Below are 19344 nucleotides of genomic sequence, written 5' to 3'. Positions count from 1 at the left end.
ACAAGCGCTGTGGCGAAAATCCGCGGAATGGCCTTCCTGGGGGCGGCTCGGCACGTGAAGCAAAAGCTCGGGCTCGATGGCCTCGCGGAGGTCATTCGCGACGCCGGTCCGGAGGCGCTGACCACGTTCTCCCGGCGCATCAACGGTCTCGGGCTCGAGCCGTACGCCGCGTTCATCGGCCTGCTCACCAGCGTGGACCGTCACTTGGGCACCGGCGATCTCGAGTACTGCCGGGTGATCGGCGATCTGTCGGCGCGCCACGACCTGGAGTCCATCTTCAAGGTGTATGCGGTGCGCCCGAGCCCGGAGAACATGATCCGCGCCTGCACGCCGATCTGGGGCATGTACACCGAGGACGCGGGGCTGATGGAAGCCGTGGACGTGCGGCCGGAGAACACCGCGCTCGAGATCGCAGGTTTCCCCGACATGCACCCCGCCCACTGCCGGCTGATGGAGGGCTGGATGATCGCGGCAATGGACGTGATCGGCGTCGAGGTCCTGCCGGGAGCGCGCGAGCGAGAGTGCACCAGCCGGGGCGGCGCCCGCCACGAGTTCTGGTGTCAGTGGCGCGCGAAGGCCTAGATGACGGCGGCCGGCCTGCCCGTCGTCCGCGAGCGCTGGCTGTTCGGCCTGGCCGCGCTCGGGAGTTTCGCGGTGTCCTTGCCGCGGGTGTGCCGCGAGCTCGCGCTGATGGGGGACTCCGCCGAGCTAGTGGCGGCCGCTCACGTCTGGGGCGTGCCGCGTGCGCCCGGCTACGCGCTGTGGACGCTGATCGGCCACGCCGCGACCAAGCTGCCGTTCGGTAGCGAGGCGTTCTGCGTGAACCTGACCAGCGCGCTCTTCCACGCCGTGGCGGTCGGCGCGGTGGCGGTGCTCGGTCAGCGGCTCGCGCGGGCAGCCGCGGGGGGCGTCGCAGCGGCGCTCTGCCTGACGCTCGCGAAGAGCTTCTTGCTCGGCTCGCTCTACGCCGAGGTCTTTCCGCTGAACGACGCGCTGTTCGCGCTCTGCCTCTGGTGCGCGGTACGCGCCAGCGAGAGCGAGGCGGCGCGCGGTTGGTTCTTGTCGCTGTGCGCGCTCGCGGGCCTGGGGCTCGCACACCACGAGCTCTACCTGCTCGGCCTGCCCGCGTTGTTGGTCCTGGTCGCTCGACCGCTCCGCTCCGCGCTCCGCGCCAGGCGCGTCCGCGCGCTCGAGCTCGGGCTGGCGCTGGTGGTGCCCTTCGCGTGCTGTCAGCTCCTGCTCTGGATCGCCGCTGCGCGTGCCCCGATCGTCTCGATGAACGAGCTCGCCGGCGCCGCGGGCCTGTGGCAGGTGCTCACGCGCGCGGACTATGGCGGCCTGTTCGGCGCTGCGCGCGCGGCCTCCGTCGAGCCGGCCGGCGAGCGCGTTGGAGCGCTGGCCCTGCTGCTCCTCGAGAGCTTCGGGCCGCTCGCGTTGGCGCTGGCGCTCGTGGGCACGTTTCGGCTTCTGCGGGAGCGGCGCTCGGCCTGTGTCGGGCTGCTGCTCGCCGTCGCGGTTCCAGGGCCGTGCTTCGCCGCCGCCTTCCGCGTCGCCGTGGAGGGCGAGATCCCCCTCGCCGGCTTCGAGCGCTGGACGACGATGGTCCACCCACCGCTCGCCGTGCTGGCGGGTGTCGGCATGGTGGCGCTCTACTCTCTCGTCCCCAAGCAGCTGCCGCGGCGTCGGGTGCTCTCGCTGTTCGCGGCGCTCCTCCCCGCGCTGCCGCTGGTCGGTAGGGCTGCCGCCGTGGATCTCTCGGGTGATCGCGCCGGGGGCTATCTCGCGCGGGACTTCATGCGGGGCCTCCCCGAAGGCTCGCTGGTCCTGGTCTCCGGCGACTTCTACAGCGGCGTGGCGCTCTACGCCTGCGCGGTGGAGCGGCGCTGCTCGGCGGTCCGGGTGGTGGCGCCAGGGCTCCTGGCAAAGCCTTGGCGGCGGGCACAGCACGAGCGTCGCTACCCCGACGTGCCGCTGCCGGAGGGTCGGATGGTGCTCGCGCGGAGTCACGAGCTGGTCGCGAGCCAGCTGCCGCTGCGACCGGTGTACGTCGTGCCCAACCTGTTCGCGCGCGATGCCGAGCTCGAGAAGCGCTTTCGCTTCCGTCCCGAGGGGCTCCTGGCGCGGGTGTACCCGGACGAGGACGCGGCCAAGGCCGACACGGCGCGCCACCTGGCGCTCGCCTCGGAGATGGCGGCGGGGCGCGGGTGCGAAGGCTGCACGCTCGATCCGGCCAGCGTCTACCGCCCGTCGCCGCACGTGCAGGTCCTGATGGCGTACTCGGCGATGCTGGAGAACGTCTCGCGATTGGCGCTCCGCGCCGGCGCCCTGGAGCCTGGCAACCAGCTCCGCACGAGGTTCCGGGCGCTCGACGCGGCGGTCGGCGCGCAGATCACGTTCTCGAGCGCGGGAAATCCCTGACGGACGCTCAGCAAGGCCCGAACACCCAGCCGCCCGGGACTCAGGTCCCCGACGCGCCGCCGCACCTCAGTTGCAGCCGCAACCGCTCGCCACCACGAGCGAGCCCCCGATGGCGCCCTCTTGCACCGCCAGCATGTGCGCGCGTCCCGGGCTCTCGCTCGCCTCGGTCATGCTGGGGTGGGCGAGCCTGGCGCGCTGCCAGGGGGCGACGTCCGCGCAGCCAGCGAGCACGAGGGCGAAGGCGAGGAGCGCGCGCATCCCCGGCAGCTTAGCCGAGGCCCAGCTCGCGCGCGAGCGCGACCACGTTCGCGTGGACCTCGACGCGCTCGAGGAACGCGCGCGCCCCCGCGGCGTCGCCTGCGAAGCGGGAGCGCGCCTCGAGCTCCGTCAAGAGCGCTCCGAGCTCCTCGCGGCCCCGAGCCGCGTCTCCGAGGGAGAGCGCTACGCGCACCGAAACCCAACGTGCGAGGACGTCGAACATCTCGGCGCGGCCTGGCGCGATGGCAGCGACGGCCCGGGCGGCGGACGCCTCCGCTTCCTTCAGCTGGCCGGCTTCGAGCTGCGCTTCGGCCAAGGTCGCCAGCGCGCCGACCCGGAGCGGCGGCGCCACCTCGAGGAGGGCGGCGGCCGCCTGCGCCTCCGCCTCGGCCACCAGCGCGTCGCCGCGCCGGAGCGCGACGCGCGCGAGGTGCACCCGCGCCGCGCCGCTCACCCGCGGGCTGCGCTCGCGCATGCCGATCTCGAGCGCGACACCTTGGCTCCGTTCGGCCTGGGCGAGCTCGCCCCGCCCGAGCGCGAGCCGCCCGCGGTTCAGCTCGGCCACCGCCCGCACCGTCTCCAAGCCCAGGACCTCGGCGGTGAACAGCGCCTGCCCGAGGGCGGCGTCGGCGGCCTCGAACGCGCCAGCCTCGAGGGCGGCGTGCGCGAAGTTCACCTGCTCGACGGCGGAGTGCCGCGCGCTGCCGAGAGCCGAGAAGGCCTCGCGCGCCTGGGCGTAGCAGCCCATCGCGCGCCACGGATCGCCGGCGCCGAGTGAGTAGAAGCCTCGCAGCTGCTCGAGCCGCGCTTGGGCCGCGACGTCGAGCAGCCCGCGCCCGGCCAGGGCCTCGATGGCGACGACGAGGCGATCGGCCGCGTGGGTCCGGCCCGCCTGCAGGAGCTGAGAGGTACCCGGGCACAGCGCGCCGATCTGCGCGCTTCGCTCCGCAGCCGGCGTCCGCTCGGCGGCGACCTCCGAGAGCACGGCCTCGAGGCGGTCGTATTCGCCGATGCGCCCGAGCACGGCAGCGAGCTCCGCCATCGCCGAAAACCAGCTGCTCCCGCCGCGCCCGAGCAAACCACGCGCTGCTTCCGCGTGGCCGAGCGCGCCGCGAGCGTCGCCGCTCCAGCGTTTGGCTTCGGCCAACGTCAGCTCGAGCGAACCGAGCGTTCCCGGCGCGTGCGGCGCACCGCCCGCCGCCCGGTCGAGCGCGATATTGGCGAGGGCGCGCTCCGCCCGGCTGATCGCCGCGGGGAAATCGTTGCCGGCCAGGGCCTGCCGGGCGGCGCGCTGGTAGTGCACCGCCGCGCGTCCGGGCTCGCCGCCGCGATCCCATTGTTCCCCGAGCACGACCGGGTCGGTCTCGCCCATGCGCTCGAGCCAGGCCGCGGCCAGCCGATGGCCGAGCGTGCGGTCGTGCTCGGTGAGCTCGGCGTAGGCAGCCTCGCGGATCAGCGACTGCCTGAACGCGAGCTCGGGCTCCGATGCGAAGCGCGACGTCGGCGCGTGCGAGAGCAGATCGTGGCGCAAGAGCTCCTCGATGGCGCCCTCGACGTCGACGTCTTGCTCCAGCTCTTCGATCGCGCCCGGCCAGGCTCGCATCCCGAACACGCTGGCCGCGCGCAGCACGGCCCGGCTGTCCTGACCGAGCCGAGAGAGCCGACTCTCCGACAGAGCCAGCACCGACTCGGGCAGGGGCGCGTCCGGTCGGTCCGCGCGTACCCGCGCCAGCTCTTCGAGGGCGAAGGGGTTGCCGTCGGAGGCGTCCGCCAGGCGCACGAGCTCGAGTCGAGGGAGCTCCTGGGGCAGGAGCTCGGTGAGCAGCTCGAGGCGGCTCTTGCGTGACAGCGGCTGAAGCTCGAGCGCGAGCGGCGCGAGCTCGTGCCAGAGCCCCGGGAACGCCTGCGAGAGCTCGGGGCGTCCGGCGCACACGAGGACGACCGGCGCGCGGCCGAGCCGCGCGGCACGCGCGGCGAGGTTCAGGCTGGGCAGGTCGCCCCACTGCGCGTCGTCGAACACGATGAGCAGCGGAGAGGTACCCACCTCGAGCTGCACCCAGCCGAGCCACGCGCTCAGCAAGCGCTCGGCGCTCACGCTGGGATCGAAGGCGGGCGCGTCCGCCTCCGCGCCCTGGAACAGCTCGATCAGGCGCTCCGACCGGCGCAGGGTGTCGGCGTCCGCGCCGCGGGCGGCGAGGCGCGCGCGGAGCTTTTCACGGATGCGCGCGGTGGACTCGCCGGGGTGTACGCCGAGCGCCCGAGACAGCACGTCTCCGAGCAGCGCGTAGGGCGAGCGGGGGCGCGCTGGATCGGCGCGCGCGACCCAGAGCACGTGTCTCATCCCGGCCCGAGTCGAGCGTCGGACCAGCTCCATCCAGAGCCGGGTCTTGCCGATGCCGGCGGGGCCGGTGAGGATGGCTGCTCGCGGGGCGTTCGCGGCCAGGCTGTCACGAAGCAGAGCGTCGAGCGCTTCGAGCTCGCGCTTGCGACCCACGTGGGGCGCGACGCGGCCCCTCTCCACTTCCACACCCCGCTCTCCGATCAACGCGAGCTCGGTCCCGAGCGAGGCGACGTCGAAGCGCCCGCCGAGGAGCGCTGCGCTGACCCGATCGAGGCAGACGGCCGGGAGGTGCTGGCCTGCGCGCGGCTCGCGCAGGCGGGCCAGCATCTTGGCGGCTCGGTCGACGACCTCGGCGGGCACGTCGCCGCCGCCGGACTGTCCGCGGCCCGTACACAGCACGCTGCGCGCCCGAGGGCTCGAGGCCGAGAGCGCCAGCGCCGCGCGGGCCAGACGCAGGACGGCGTCGAGCGCGGTGGTCTCCTTGCCCAACGAAGCGACGATGCTGCCATCCGCCAACGGGTCGAGGCGCACGCCGTGGGCGCGCGCAGCCGCCGACCAGCGGCCCCACGCCGGGCTGCTCGACGCGACCACGCTCGTCGCCGTCTCGGAGCGCGGCGCGCTCGCCGCCGGGGAGACCACGAGCACGCTCGCGAGCCGGCGCTCCGTTCGCGTGAGCATCGGGTACGCTCCGCTGTCCGGGGCGCGACGCTCGTCGTCCACCGGACCGATGGCGTCGAGCGCCAGCGCCACCGCGTGCCCGTCGCTGGGTCGCGCCCGCGGGTCCTTCTCCAACATGCGGGCCACGAGCTCGTCCAGGGCCGGAGGCACCTCTGCGATCAGCGCGCGGGCGCGGGGCGGCTCGCTGAACACGGTCTTGGCGAGCACCGCCATCGGATCGGCGCCGCGGAAGGCACGCCGCCCGGTCAGGCACTTGTAGAGGACCGCGCCGAGCGCGAACACGTCCGCGCGAGCGTCCACCCACTCGGCGCCGCGCGCCTGCTCCGGGGCCATGTAACCCACCGTGCCGACGGCGAAGCCAGTGGCCGTGAGCGAGGTCTCGACGAGCGGGCGCCGCGCGATGCCGAAGTCGATGAGCATGGCCTGGGCGGGATCGCGGTGCGGCAGGAAGACGTTGCTGGGCTTGACGTCTCGGTGAACGACGCCGTGCTCGTGCACCAAGGCCAGGGCCGCTGACACGCGCCGCGCGAGCGCGAGCGTCTCGGCGCTGGTCAAGCCCGCCCGGTCGAGGCGCTCCGCCAGCGTCTCGCCCTCGAGCCAGTCCATCGCCAAAAACGCTCGCGTACCGAGCCGTCCGTGCGCCACGTAGCCCACGATGGCGGGGTGGGAGAGCTGCGCGAGCACCGCGGCCTCGCGCTGAAAGCGCTGGTAGTGCTCGTCGTCGAGGCTGCCGAGCAGCTTCACCGCGACCGGGATCTGGCGTTCCTGGTCGAACGCGCGGAACACCTCGCCCATGCCGCCGACACCCACCCGACCCTCGAGGAGGAAGCGCGCGCTCGCGGCGGGACCTTCCAGCGACGACACGGCAGCGCTCTCGGGCGCTTCGAGGTCGCGCAGCCGCTCCAACAGGTCGTCGGGGATCCGGCTCACACTCGGATCCCCAGCACCGCTTGGGCCTCGGCGCGGAGCTCCTCGTCGCTGGCCGTGATCTCGCGCAGCTGATCGATCACCAGGCGCCGGAGCTCGCGGCGCGCGAACGAGAGGCGGTTGGTCACGTCGCTGACCGAGACGCCCAGCGCTTCTGCCACCTCGGCGTAGCTCGGTCGCGCGCTCGGGTCGGGGCACAGGTCGATGCGCTCGAACACGGCGAAATGCTGCGTGCGCTTCTTCTCCGAACACTCCCGGCGCAGCGCCTCGACGCTGCTCGACAAGAGGTAACGCGCCCACTCCGTCTCGAAGAAACGCTCCGGATCGACGGCCTCGCTCGGAACGGTGCGCTCGATCTCGCGCTCCAGGTCGTCGAAGGCGAGTGAGAGCGCCGGCAGCCCGCCGCCGCGCTTCTCCGCTCGTGCGCTGCGGTGGCGCTTGCCGATGAAGCGATCCAGGCACAGGCGCAGGAAGCTGCGGAAGCGGGCCTTGTCCGGCTCGTATCGAGCGAACGTTCCAGACTCGAAGGCGTAGACGAAGAAGTCGTGGGTGATCTCCCTGGCGTCGTCCTCCGGCTTCCTCCAGTGCAGGCGCGTGTACTTGTAGACGGGCCGGTAGTAGGCCAGGGTCAAGACCTGGTACGAACGCGCTCGCTCCGCGGAGTCGTCGCTCCGCGCCGCCAAGACCTGCGAGTGCCGCGTGGTGGGGAAGCCTCCCGGGCTCATGCCGTGTCGAGCATATCCTGGAGTGCTATGCTCGCCCGCATGACGAAGACGGTGGCGGTCGTCGCGGCGGCGTTCTGGCTCGCGGGCTGCGGTGGGGAGTCGAGCACGGACGGTGGCGGCGCGACGGGCGGCGGTGGTTCCGGCGGCTCCGGAGCGAGCGGCGGCAGCTCGGGTAGCGGCGGCGCCGTGGGTGGCAGCGGCGGCGCGCTCGGCGGCAGCGGTGGCAGCGGCGGCGCGACGGGCGGCAGCGCCGGCGCCACGGGCGGAAGCGGTGGTAGCGGTGGCGCTACGGGGGGGAGCGGTGGCAGCACCGGCGGCACGGGCGGCGGCGGTCCGGCGAAGCCCGAGTGCACCAGCGACAGCGAGTGCAAGGTGTTCACGGATTGCTGCAGCTGCATCGGCGTGCCCACGAGCGAGAACCCACCGTCGTGCCCGGCGCTCTGCGTGCAGGACAAGTGCGGAGAGCTCGGGGCGCCGAAGGCGGCCGCCTGCATCGCCGGCCGCTGCGTCATGGGTTTCCCCTGCGACGACTCGAAGGTCACCTGCAAGATGGCGACGCCGAATTGCGACCCGGGTCAGGTGCCGCAGGTCACCGCCGACGGCACCTGCTGGACCGGCCAGTGCGTGCCGGCGGACGAGTGCAAGACGGTCAAGGACTGCGCGGACTGCACCGGCGCGCTCTTCTGCGCGAGCTACGTCACCCAGCTCGGTCCCCAGAACCATTGCGTGGACGTCCCGGCGAGCTGCGGCTCGGACTTCACCTGCGCCTGTTCGGGTCCCAGCGTGTGCGTCGCGCCGTACGGCACTTGCAGCGACTTCTCGGGCCTGAAGGGCGTGAGCTGCAGCTGTCCGAACTGCTGAGTCAGCGCTCGGAGAGCACCTGGCCCAGGAGCGCCGGATCGTCCGTCATGATGCCGTGGACGCCGATGTCGAGCAGCGCCTCCATCTCCGGGCGGTCGTTCACGGTCCAGACGTGGATGCGAAGGCCCAGGCGCTCGGCCCGGGCCATCAGCTCTGCGTTCACCGCGCTCGCCGGCGGCTGCACGATGCGCGTGGGCGGCTCGTAGTCCTGCTCGGTCTCGTCGCTCAGAGCATTCAGCGCGAGCATCTCGCCGACGCCCATGCCGGTGAGGATGTCCGGGCGCTTCTCTCGGATCTCTTGCACCACGTCGTCGGAGAACGAGACCAGCACCGTGCGCGTGGTGGCACCCTTCTGGTCGAGCAGCGCGATCACCGGATCGACGATGCTGGGGCTGAGCTGCTTCAGCTCGATGGTCCACCAGGCGTCCGGGTGTGCGTCGAGCACCTCGCCCAGGGTCGGGATCGTGACGCCCTTGTTCCGCCAGGGAAAGCTCGCGCCGCCGTCGGGCGAGAAATGGTAGCCGGCGTCGAGCTGCTTCAGCTCGGCCAGGGTCTTTTCGTGGATGGCGCCGCTGCCGTTCGTCGTGCGGTCCACGGTGGCGTCGTGCATACACACGACCTCGCCGTCGGCGCTGGTGTGGACGTCGGCCTCGAGCACGTGGGCGCCGACGGCCGCCGCGTTCTCGTAGGCCGGCAGCGTCTCCTCCGGTCGCAGCTTGCCGCCGCCGCGGTGGGCGAAGGACAGCGGCGCCTCGCACAAGAAGCGGTGGTCGCAGCTGGCCGCTTTGCTGGCGCCTTCGTCCTCACCGCAAGCAAAGAGCACGAGCGAGAGCAATGCAGGCAGAGCCGAGCGCACGCCGGGGACGCTAGCACTCGGCTCACGCCGCGAGCGCCAGGCTCGCCCGCACCCGGGGGTAGAGGCCGGCCGCCAGCGCGAGGCCGGGCAGGGTCAGGCGCAGCCGCTCGCCGTCCACCCAGCCGGCGGCAGCGAGGCGCCCGAGACCGGCGAGCGCAGCCTCCCGGCTGAGCTGCGCGTGGCTCGCGAGCCGGATCAGGGTGGCGGCCCGGTCGGCCTGGGCGAGCTGGAACAGGGCGGAGAGCAGCAGGATTTCCGTGGTTTCGAGGGTCATGAGCTGGTCATACAACCAGCACTGAAAGACTGTCCAGTTTTCGACGTTCAGTCCTCGCTCGCCCATTCCAGGAAGAGGGCGGGACCGCCGCCCAGCCGGCTGCCCGCCACCAGCGCCGCGCCGGCCTTGGTGTGGGGCGTGTTTACCCAGAGCTGCCCCAGCTCGAGCTCGGCGCTGCTCTGTCCCAGCGTCGGCGGTCGCGCCGCGGCGCGCACGCGGGTCTTGCCGCTCTTCGAGTAGCGATCGGCCTCCAGGTGCTTCACGCGTCCGTAGGCGGCGCGGTCGTCGTGCGGATCGGCCCAGGCGTTGACGCGGCTCAGGAACAAGTTGTGGGGGAGGTTCGCCGCGATGTACGAGAGCAGCACCACGTCGTACTCGCGGGGAACCTGCACGGCCTGCGTCGCCGGCAGGTCGGGCTGCGAGGTGAACTTCACGCGACCGGCGTTGTGCGCCGGCAAGAGGTCCCAGAGGTCGGCGTTGCCGACGCCGGTCACCGTGGAGAAGGGCTTCGAGATCGGCCCGGTGAGGTGCAGTCGCACGTCGTCGCCGCCGCTCGACACCAGCGACACGTCCTGCAAGACGACGGGGTGGGGCGCGCGCCGCACCCAGAGATCGAGCTCGCCGCTCGGGTGCGCGGCGTCGAAGTAGATGCGGCTCTTGTGGCGCCGGTCGATGCCGTGGTTCCTGCCGCCCAGGGACATGTAGCCGTCGAGCACCGCCAGCTCGCCGCTCACCGCGGGCTTCTTGCCCGGGCGCAGCCTTACCGCGAGCTCGCCCTTCGCCACGAGCTCGAAGGGCATCTTCTGGACCTTGATCGGCTTCGAGATGTGGACGAAGAGATCGGTGCCGGTGGCGCCCGGGGAGTCGGGGGCGGGCGCTGCTGCCGGCGGCGGGGCAGGGGCGGGGCGCTCGGGCACCGGCAGCTTTCCGCGCTTCACGCCCGCTTCGCCCAGATACAGCACGTCGCCCAGGTGCGGCTTCTCCGGCCAGTGTGCCTTGTCGAGGCGATCTGGCATCACGAGGTCGAGCGCGTGCACCGTCGCGTCCACGCGCCGCCGCGGCCCAGACAGGTCGCCGCTGACGTCGATCTTCGCGGTGAGCGCGCCGCGCGGCGCGTCGGGCATTCCCAGCGTGTCGGAGCCGAACAGCAGGAAGTCCTTGGCGTCGATGGCGAGCTCGATGCGCTCGGGGCGGAGCTTGCTCCAGGGCAGGCGGCCGGAGATGGCGATGCGCCGATCGGGCTTTTCGCGATCGGACTCGTGGAGCTCGAGCTCGTCGATGCGGAGGGCCTCGCGGGTGGCGGAGATGCGGAGCTCGACGTCTCGGTAGCGGCGCTGACTTTTGGGGATCGGGACGCTGCCCTTGGAGAGCGAGAGCTCGCCGAGCAGGGTTGCGTCGGCGAGCCGGCGCGCGCCGTCCCTGGACGCGAGCGCGACGTCTCCGGTCATGTTCCAGTCGAGGGTTCCTTGCGCTCCCGTCTCGGGGAAGTCGCGGGTGAGCTTCGGCACCAGCGAGCCCAAGGGCTGCCGCTCGGCGCGCGCCTCGACTCGCACGGCGACGGTGGCTTCGCCCTCCTTCTTGCGCAGGAACTCCACGAGCTCGGGACGACTCGCGCTCACCCGGAGCGCCAGCGGGTCCTTGTCGGCGCTCGGCCCCAGCGCGATGCCGAGCAAGACCTGACTCGGCCCGGCGTCGAGGCTCAGGGCCGCGCGCCCCGGCTCGCCGGAGGCGGTGGTGAACTCGTCGAGCGCGATCTCCCCCTTGGCCGTCGGCTCCTTCAGCGTCCCGCCCAGGCGGATCGCGCCGCCCACCGCGCCCAGGAAGCGCTCGAGCTTCGGGCGCAGCGCGGCCCACTCGGCCAACCGGTGCTTGGGCAGCTCGACGTTTACGTCCAGGCTGGAGTCACCGGCCTTCTTCTCGCGCAGTGTCCGGAACAGGTCTCTGCCGCCGAGCCCCACGGCGCCGCGCGTGCGCAAGGCGTGGAGCCCCGCGGCCTTCACGTCCAGGGCGAGCTTCGTGCGCTCGGGCTCGAGACCCAGCGCGAGCTCGGCGTCGATGGGTCCGGTCTCCCCCTTCTTCACGCCGCTCAGCTGGAGCTCGACGCGCCCGCCGGCGTCCTGGCGCGTTCCGCGGAGAGCGAAGGCCAAGGACGCGGTGCCCGAGAGGCCCTGCTTGCGGTCTTCGGGAAGCGGCAGCGCGCCGAGCTCCTGCCGAGCGAGTCGGCCAGCGAGCTTCCACTCGACCTCGCTCACGCCGCGCGGCAGGAGGGGAGAGCCTGCGAAGCGCGCGTCGGCGTCGAGCGTCAGCGCCGGCGGCGCCCGCTCGTCGAGGAAGGCGCGCACGCTCGCGCTGGCGTGGTTCCCCGCGAGCGTGGCGTCCAAGCTCATGCGCTGGCGCGCCTCGGAGAGCGGGAGCTTCGTGGACACATCGAGCTTCACCTGTCCGCTCGGCGCGCTGGTGGTGCCGCCGAGGCTCGCGTGGGCCTCGAGCTCGGTGTCCCGCGGCGCCTTGACCTTGGCGGCGATCTCCGGCGGCAAGAGCGCGAGCAGATCGCCCAGCGTCCGGCGCGGCAGGTCGAGCTTCACGGCCATGGGCCGCCCCGCGTCGAGCCCGCGCCGGCCCGAGAGCGTGATGGGCAGCCGAGCGTCGAGCTTGGCGATGGTGTCGTCGCTGCCGCGGTCGCGCTTCACGATGTCAATCGTGGCGTCGAGCTCGCGCTTGCCGCCCTTCGCGCGCACCCGGACCACGACCTCCGGGGCCTCGCGGGTGTCGCTGCGCCGGGCGCGGATGGTGAGATCGACGTCGGCCTTTGGGGCTTGCTTGGTGCCTTGCAGGCTGATCTCCCCGCTCACCGTACCGTCGAGGCCGGGCAGCTTCTTGCCGCGGAGCGCCGCCAGCGACGACAGGCGCACGCTCCTGAGCTGGACGTCGGTGTTCAGCGTGTCGAGGCCCAGCGGGCGCTTGCCCTCGGCGTCGGGCTCGCCGCGGGTCAGCGTCACGTCGCCGTCGAGCGTCACGCTGCCGCCGGCGACGCGCAGCTTCGCGGCCGGTAGGCTCACCGTGAGCCCTTCGTCCAGTTTGCCCTTCACGCGCAGCGTGAACTCGCCCTTGCCCAGCGCGACGGCGCCGCCTGGCAGGTTGGACTTCACCGCCACTCCGGCGCGGCGCGCGGCGGCGAGCGCCACGCCGACGTCGCCGGAGAGCTCGACCTCGAGGTCCAGCGACTTTTCCGCGAGCGCGAAGGTGCCGCTCGCCTTCACGGTCTGATCGAGCGCGTGGATCACGAGCTCGCGGATGCGCACCACACCCCGGTCGAGCTTGCCGCGCAGGGTGACGTCGTCGATGCGGATCTTGCCGACTCTCAGCGGCCCGACGTCGAGGCTCACGTCCGCCTCGATCTCGTCGCGCTTCGCGCCGCTGCCTCGGAGGCCCAACGTCAGCTTCTCGACCTCGACGTCCGGCGCTTTCGAATCGAGCAGGAGCTTCTTGGTGGCGATGCTGGTGCCGACCAGGGTCAAGTCGTAGCCGGGGCGCTCGAGCTTCGAGGCGTCCAGCTTGCCCGTCAGCGCGAGCTTGCCGCCGTCGGTCGCGACCGACGCCTCCAAGGCCAGGGCCGCGGGCAGGCCGGCGAGCGCCACGCCCACCTTCACGTCGCTCGCGAGCAGCTCCTTGCCGAGCAGCGCGTTGAGCCGCTTCGCGTCGAGCGCGAGACCCGCGACGAGCCCCCGCTGAGGTCCCGAGAGCCCGCGCTCGTCCTTGGCGCCGTCGAGCTCGAGGCTCTCGAGCAGAGCCAGGCCCGCCTCCAACTTCTTCAACGCGGCGCCGAGCCCACCCGGCCTCACGTCGAGCTCGAGGGCCGAGAGCGCGAGCGGCGTGGCGAACGCGGGCACGTTGGGCCGTTCCAGCGAGAGCTTGGCGGAGACGGGGCCGAGCAGGACCTTGCCCTTGCCCTCGATCAGCGCGACCTCGAGCTTGGTCTCGAGCTCGGACAGGGCGAGCTTCGGGCCGTTCGGCGCGGAGCGCGTGAGCCCGAGGCCGAGGCGCGACACCGACAGGGTCACGCTCTTGTCCAAGGGCGTCGCGTCGAGGCGCGCGTCGAGCCCCAGATCCGTCACCGCCAGCACGCTGCCGTCGGCCTTGGTCAGCGAGAACGCGAGCCCGGACAGAGCGAGCTCGCGCACCTCGATGCGCCGCCGCTTGGGGCTCGGATCCGGCGGGCTCGGCGGGCTCGGCTTGAACAGACGCTTCAGGTTCGAGAGCCCGTCCGCGTCTTGGGTCATGCCCACGCGCACACCGGAGAGCGCGACGCGCTGGATCACGATGTGGCCGCTGGACAGCTCGCGCCACGACGGTGTGACGCTCAGGGCGTCGAGCTCGATCACGGGTTTGCCGCTCGCGTCCGCGAGCACCACGCCGTGAAGCTCGATGCTGCCGAACAAGCGCAGCCCCAAGCGGCCGATCCGGACGCTGCCGTTCACGCGCTCGGCGAGCCGGGCCTCGACGCGCTCGCGCAGGAGCTCCTGGCCGCTCTGGCTGTGCAGGTAGCCAATCAGCGCGAGCACCAGAACGACGAGGCCAGCCAGCACGACGGCGAGCGCCCGTCCGAGGCGCGCGAGCAGGCGGCGCCGAGGCCGCTTGGGCGGAGCGTTGCTCGTCACGACGAGGCGCGAAAATGCGCCGCGTCCTGCCAGGGCGCAAGTGAGGATCAGAGATAAGGCGAAAGCAACTTGGCCACGCCGTCGCGGACCTTGATCGGGAACCCGCGCCCGTCCATGTCGGCCAGCGTGACGCGCCGGGCGGCCGCGATCCGGGTGTCCACGAGCTTCGCGACCTCCGCCGCCAGGGCCGGGTCGTAGCACTCGACGTTCAGCTCGAAATTCAGGCGCAGGCTGCGGGCGTCCCAGTTCGCGGAGCCGAGCAGCACCCAGGCCTCGTCCACCACGAAGAGCTTGGTGTGGTCGAAGGGCGCCGGGGACAGGTGTACCGAGCAGCCGCCCTGCAAGACCTGCCAGAGCAGCGCCATCGATGCCCACTCTGCCAGCCGGATGTTGCCGTGCTCGGGGAGCACGATGTCCACCGTCACGCCACGCAGCGCCGCGACCACCAGGCCGTCGATGAGCGAGGTGTCTGGCACGAAATAGGGAGTCACCACCCGCACGCTCCGCCGGGCGCTGGCCAACGCGACCAGGAGCACCTGGCGCAGCACCTCGAAGTCTTCGTCGGGACCGTCGGGCACCGCGCGCGCCAGCGTCGTCCCGGCGGGCTCGAGCGGCGGAAACCAGGTGCCACCGGACAGGACCTCCGCCGTGCAGAACGCCCAGTCCTCGGCGAAACACCCCATCAGCTGAGCCACCACGGGACCATCGACCCGGAACTGGAGGTCGCGGACGGGACTCTCGGGAGCTTCGCCGAGCACGTGCCCCGCGCGGATGTTCATCCCGCCGGTGAACGCGCGCTGGCCGTCCACCACCAAGATCTTGCGGTGGTTGCGCAGGTTCGTGAAGCTCGCTCCGAGCGGGGACCAGCCGGGCAGGAAGGTGGCGACGGGGACGGCGGCCTTCCTCAAGCGTCCGACGATGGATGGCCAGGAGTAGCGCGCGCCGACCGCGTCGATCAGCACCCGGACCTGGACGCCACGCTTCACCGCTCGAGCGAGCGCGCTGGCGAAGCGCTCCCCGGCGCGGTCGTCGTCGAAGATGTAGGTGGCGAGCGCGATGGACCGCTCGGCCGACTCGATGGCGGCGAGCATGGCCGGGTAGGCCGCGTCTCCGTTCTCCAAGGGTTCGAAGCGATTGCCGGCCGTGAGCTCGTGCCGCACGATGCGATCGGTGGCGCGGGCGAGCCCGGCCAGGTGCTCGTCCGCGGGTGCTGCCCCTGGCTGGCCGTTGAGCTCGAGCGCGGGCTTCTTGCCCCGCATGAGCAGCGCCGCCCGCCGCCGGATGCGGTTGATGCCGAGCGCCCAGTACAGGAACGCGCCGAGCCCGGGCACGAGCCAGATCAGGCCGACCCAGAGCACCGCGGCTCGGGAGTCGCGCTTCCTCAGGATGACGTGGCCGGACGCGGCGACCGAGACGACGAACGCGACGGCCGTCGCGAGCGTGGGCCAGTGCGCGGTGAGCCAGCTCGGCATCGCTGCCTCATGCGCCTGCTCGGCCCTGGGCAGCGAACCACCTCGCCGTCTCGCCGAGACCCTCCGTCAGCCCGACCAGCGCGCCCATCCACGGGGCGGGCTCCAGCACGGAGCGCTCTAGGTCCCCGGGGCGCTGGGGGCCGTATTCGATCTGCGGGGTCACACCGAGGGCGCTGGCGAGCCCGTTTGCGATCTCGAGCGTGGTGGTGCCGACTCCGGTGGCGACGTTGGTGATGCTCTCCAACACGTCGCCTTCGATCGCCGCGACGTTGGCGCGCACCACGTCCCCGACGTACACGTAGTCGCGCACGCAGCCGGGATCTCCTGCCGCCGTTCGGGCGAAGACGCTCAGCGGCTTCGCCGCGAGCAAGCGGGCCGCGAAGATGGCCACGACGCCTGCCTCGCCGTGCGGGTCCTGGCGCGGGCCGTACACGTTGGCGTAGCGCAAGATGCGGTAGTCGAGCTGGAACTGGCAGCGGTACACCTCGAGGTACGCCTCGACCGAGAGCTTCGCGGCGGCGTAGGGGCTGATCGCGTGGGGGACGCGCGTCGGGGCCGCCCGCTCGGGCTCGGGCACCTCGCCGTAGATCGCGCCCCCGGTCGAGGCGAAGACCACGCGCTCGACACCCGCGGCCCGCGCCGCCTCGAGGACATTCAGCGTTCCGATCACGTTGGTCGCGGCGTCGAGCACGGGCTCGCGCACGCTGACGGCGACGCTGACCTGGGCCGCCTGGTGGCAGACCACCTCGGGCCGGAATTCGTCGCACACCCTGCGGACGGCGGCGGCGTCCCGAATGTCCTGCTGGTGGAAGCGCGCGGCCGCCGGCACCTGAGCCCGCTTGCCGCTCGACAGGTCGTCTACGACCGCGACCTCGTGGCCCCGCTCGAGCAGGGCGTCCGTGATGTGGCTGCCGATGAAACCCGCTCCGCCGGTGACCAAGACTCTCATGGGGCCTCGGCCGGAAGTAGGCCGCAGCAGCCCGGGGTTGGCAACGCCGATGTCCGACATTCGCCCACCCGCGAGCGGAACACGAGAGTGTACGCGATGACGACAGCTCGGCCCCGGCGCAAAGATTTTCTCGTCGAGCGAGTTGACCGAAGGCGTTCGGCTGCCAGACTGCTCGCTCGGATGCACGGCGCAGCGCTCCGCTTGTCGATTGGTCTGTGCGCGCTCTCCGCCGTGGCCTGCGGCGAGCGCCCGCTCGAGCCGCGGGACCCCACGCCGGGAGTGCCGCACTTCCGCGTCCAGTCCTACAACGTCGAGTCGAGCGACCACGACGACCCGGACACCATCGGCGCGGTCGGCAAGAACGACGCCGACGTGGTGTGTTTGCAGGAGACGACGCCCGACTTCGAGGCAGTCTTGCAGGAGCGCTACGCCGACCAGTACCCGTATCAGCTGTACCGCCATCACTGGCCGGGGCCGGCGGGGCTCGCCGTGCTGTCGAAGTTCCCGGTCGAGGACAGCGGGTGGCACGCCGGGCCGAACGGCTGGCACCCCGCGTGGCACGTCATCGTCGACACGCCCGACGGAAAGTTCCAGATCTTGAACGTGCACCTGCGCTCGAAGAGCGAAGGCAACGGCAACATCGTCAGCTCCTACCTGAGCTCGAACGACGACCACCTGTACGAGATCGACCTGTTCATGCAGCAGTGCAACAACGGCCTGCCCAGCATCGTGCTCGGCGACTTCAACGAGGGGCTGGGCGGTGTGGCGCTCCAGTACCTGGAGGATCGCGGCTACCGGAACATCCTGCCGCTGTATCGGCCGGGCCAGCACACCTGGCGCCACAGCTCGGTGGCCAACCAGTTCACTCAGACCCTCGATCACATCCTGTTCGACACCGCGTTCGAGCCGCTGAACGCCTGGGTCAGCAACGTCGGCGGCTCCGATCACCTGCCCGTCGTCGCGCACGTCGAGGCCGCGTACGACTGGACGCCCGAGGTGAAGAGCCTGCGCGGCGAGGCGACCCGGCGCGAAGCGCCTTGAGGGCGTGAGCTCAGACTCGACTTTCGCTGTCTTGGCACGAGCAGATCGCGATCCGCCACTGAGACCAAGACCCACAACAATACCGGCGAGGCCGGCGCACTCCCCCCGTCGAGTGGGAATTTTCGCCGGGCGCTCCCCGAGTGCGTCTCGACAACAACCTCGACCGAGGCAGGGCGCGGCAGCAAACACGGGGGCGAAAAGAGCGAAAGCCGAGTCAGAACCCGAGCCCCAGGTTGACGGAGATGCGTCGATCCCAGCGTGTCTCCTGGATGGGGGTCATCTTGCTCGTGCGGTAGACCTGCTCTCCGGTGACGCGGAGGTGGATCGGCGCCCCCGGCGTGGTGTGGCCGAGCCAGGCGGCGCCCTCGAGGATCTGGTCGGCGTCGTGCACGTCGCGGTACACGGTCTCCTGCTCCCGATCCAGGCCTTCGATGGACTCGTAGTGGCCGAAGAATCCGCGCAGCCCGAGCTCGGTGGTCCCGTGAGACAGCACGACCTGGGCGTTCGCGGAGCTGCCGTGAGCGTAGTAGTACGACTCCTTCTGAAGGACCGTCTTCACGCCGTCGCTGCCGTACAGGCCGACCCAGCGGTCCCACGGCAGCGCGCGGATGGCGGCGAAGTCGAGGTGTGCCGTCGCGGACAGCCGGAGCAGCATCGGGCCGTGGGCGATCCAGCCCTTGAGCGCCGGTCCTGGCAGGTGGGCGACCGCGTAACCATCGCGCCGGCCCAGCAACCAGCGGTCCACGAAGCGTCCCTGCGAATTCACCGCGCCGGACCAGGCTTGACCGCTGATGCCGCCGGGGGCGCGCTCGAAGCGCTGGTGGTAGTAGCCGGCGATGTCGGCGGAAAAGAAGATGTCGAGGTCGGCGAAGCCCGTGCCGTCGAAGCTCATCCGCGTCCGCATGTCGACGAAGTTGCCCTCGCCGAACGCGCGCTCGAACTGCCCGGGTCGGAGGTGCCCCGGCATGCGGATCAGCTCGCCTTCCAAGAGCACGTCGTGGACGACGCCGCTCTTGCCGTGGTCGTTGTCGACGCCAGACAAGCCGTACGTCACGCCGAAGCGATGCCAGAAGGCCGTGGACAAACCCAGGTTGTCGAGCGGCAGCGGGCGCGGCGGTGGCGCGCCGTCCCAGGCGTCGTGCAGGTAGCGCGGCGAGCCGAGCGTGTACGTCGCCAGGCGATTGCCCCAGGGCCCGTCGCGCGGCCCGCTGTTCAGGTAGTCGCCGAGCTGGAAGAACCACTCGCCCGACGCCCAGGCGCCGAGCGGCGTGTAGATCAGATCGTTGATGCTGACCTTCTCCAGGACCTCCAGTCCGAACTCGAACGCCGCGGAGGTCGCGAACGAGTAGCCGATGGACGCGAACGGGCTGAGGCCGTTCACCCGCGAGAAGCCGTAGTAGGCCGAGCCCGCGGCCGGGTGCAGGATGTGATTCGTCACGAACAGGTTGTTGTCGAAGCGCACCGCGTCGAAGGTCAAGATTCGATCCTCGAGCGACGGGTAGTCCCAGTCCACGATGTTCTGATCCTTCTTGACCCAGTACCAGGCGGTGCCGAGGCCCAAGAGCACGAGCATCTCGGCGGCCGCGCGCCAGGGACGCGCTTCGTAGCGTTCGGGCGACCAGTCCGCGTAGCTCTGCTCGAAAGGACGCACCTGGCCGAGACGGTCCTCCCACCAGCCTTCGTCGGGCTCCGGGGGCAACTCCGCTCGCACTGCCGGGGGCTGGGCGAAGGCCGTGGTCGCGAGCGTCACGGCCAACCCGAAGGCGGCGAGCGACCTCTTGCGGTGGAGCGTTGCCATTTCGCGCTCACTCGGTTCGCCCTCTCACGCTGCATTCGACGTGCCAGCGCCGGCTCCCCGAAGCCCCTCGGTCCGCCCGGCAACTCCT

Annotated in this window: 13 protein-coding genes; 4 read left to right on the top strand and 9 right to left on the bottom strand. The window is 71.8% G+C overall.

All coding sequences use genetic code 11. The features are described from left to right. The first annotated feature begins 27 nt into the window (after nucleotides 1–27). A complete protein-coding gene (locus HS104_16210; GenBank protein ID MBE7481511.1) occupies nucleotides 28–582 on the top strand; it encodes a hypothetical protein in 555 nt (184 codons plus the stop codon). Further along, the gene (locus HS104_16205) at nucleotides 583–2418 is read left to right on the top strand and encodes a DUF2723 domain-containing protein (protein ID MBE7481510.1); all 1836 of its coding nucleotides are present in this window, start codon (nucleotides 583–585) and stop codon (nucleotides 2416–2418) included. 66 nt (nucleotides 2419–2484) lie between these two features. Here HS104_16205 and HS104_16200 read toward each other — a convergent pair whose 3' ends face one another. Genes HS104_16200 through HS104_16190 form a run of 3 tightly spaced genes read right to left on the bottom strand, consistent with a single transcriptional unit; the run spans nucleotide 2485 to nucleotide 7347 of the window. Further along, nucleotides 2485–2676: a DUF4266 domain-containing protein gene (locus HS104_16200; protein ID MBE7481509.1), complete on the bottom strand. Its 192-nt coding sequence runs from the start codon at nucleotides 2674–2676 to the stop codon at nucleotides 2485–2487. Nucleotides 2677–2686: 10 nt separating this feature from the next. After that, entirely contained in the window at nucleotides 2687–6625 is a 3939-nt protein-coding gene (locus tag HS104_16195; GenBank protein MBE7481508.1) for a protein kinase, read from the bottom strand. Next, nucleotides 6622–7347 carry a sigma-70 family RNA polymerase sigma factor gene (locus HS104_16190; protein MBE7481507.1) on the bottom strand — a complete coding sequence of 242 codons (726 nt, stop codon included), beginning with the start codon at nucleotides 7345–7347 and terminating at the stop codon, nucleotides 6622–6624. Before HS104_16190 ends, HS104_16195 begins: the two co-directional genes overlap by 4 nt. Nucleotides 7348–7386: 39 nt before the next feature. On the opposite strand from HS104_16190, the gene HS104_16185 reads away from it, so the two are divergent. Then, nucleotides 7387–8208 carry a hypothetical protein gene (locus tag HS104_16185; GenBank protein ID MBE7481506.1) on the top strand — a complete coding sequence of 274 codons (822 nt, stop codon included), beginning with the start codon at nucleotides 7387–7389 and terminating at the stop codon, nucleotides 8206–8208. Nucleotide 8209: 1 nt separating this feature from the next. Here HS104_16185 and HS104_16180 read toward each other — a convergent pair whose 3' ends face one another. The 5 genes from HS104_16180 to HS104_16160 are packed head-to-tail and all read right to left on the bottom strand — an operon-like array spanning nucleotide 8210 to nucleotide 16417. Then, nucleotides 8210–9064: a glycerophosphodiester phosphodiesterase gene (locus tag HS104_16180; GenBank protein ID MBE7481505.1), complete on the bottom strand. Its 855-nt coding sequence runs from the start codon at nucleotides 9062–9064 to the stop codon at nucleotides 8210–8212. Between the two features lie 22 nt (nucleotides 9065–9086). Beyond that, nucleotides 9087–9338, bottom strand: a complete 252-nt coding sequence (locus HS104_16175; GenBank protein MBE7481504.1) for a hypothetical protein — start codon at nucleotides 9336–9338, stop codon at nucleotides 9087–9089. A gap of 47 nt (nucleotides 9339–9385) precedes the next feature. After that, complete coding sequence (locus HS104_16170) at nucleotides 9386–13996, bottom strand: translocation/assembly module TamB domain-containing protein (GenBank protein MBE7481503.1); 4611 nt, start codon at nucleotides 13994–13996, stop codon at nucleotides 9386–9388. A 47-nt stretch (nucleotides 13997–14043) separates the two neighbouring features. Then, the gene (locus HS104_16165) at nucleotides 14044–15468 is read right to left on the bottom strand and encodes a PLDc N-terminal domain-containing protein (GenBank protein ID MBE7481502.1); all 1425 of its coding nucleotides are present in this window, start codon (nucleotides 15466–15468) and stop codon (nucleotides 14044–14046) included. A gap of 7 nt (nucleotides 15469–15475) precedes the next feature. Further along, entirely contained in the window at nucleotides 15476–16417 is a 942-nt protein-coding gene (locus HS104_16160) for an NAD-dependent epimerase/dehydratase family protein (GenBank protein ID MBE7481501.1), read from the bottom strand. Nucleotides 16418–16597: 180 nt separating this feature from the next. Between HS104_16160 and HS104_16155 the strand changes: the two genes are divergently transcribed. After that, the gene (locus tag HS104_16155; protein MBE7481500.1) at nucleotides 16598–17458 is read left to right on the top strand and encodes an endonuclease/exonuclease/phosphatase family protein; all 861 of its coding nucleotides are present in this window, start codon (nucleotides 16598–16600) and stop codon (nucleotides 17456–17458) included. A 214-nt stretch (nucleotides 17459–17672) separates the two neighbouring features. Here the strand turns inward: HS104_16155 and HS104_16150 are convergent, their stop codons facing one another. Continuing rightward, nucleotides 17673–19256, bottom strand: coding sequence for a DUF3943 domain-containing protein (locus HS104_16150; GenBank protein MBE7481499.1), 1584 nt, complete (start codon nucleotides 19254–19256; stop codon nucleotides 17673–17675). Nucleotides 19257–19344: the final 88 nt, after the last annotated feature.

It is taken from the genome of Polyangiaceae bacterium (assembly GCA_015075635.1).
Lineage (GTDB): Bacteria > Myxococcota_A > Polyangia > Polyangiales > Polyangiaceae > JADJKB01.
This window is presented reverse-complemented; position numbering and strand designations above follow the sequence as displayed.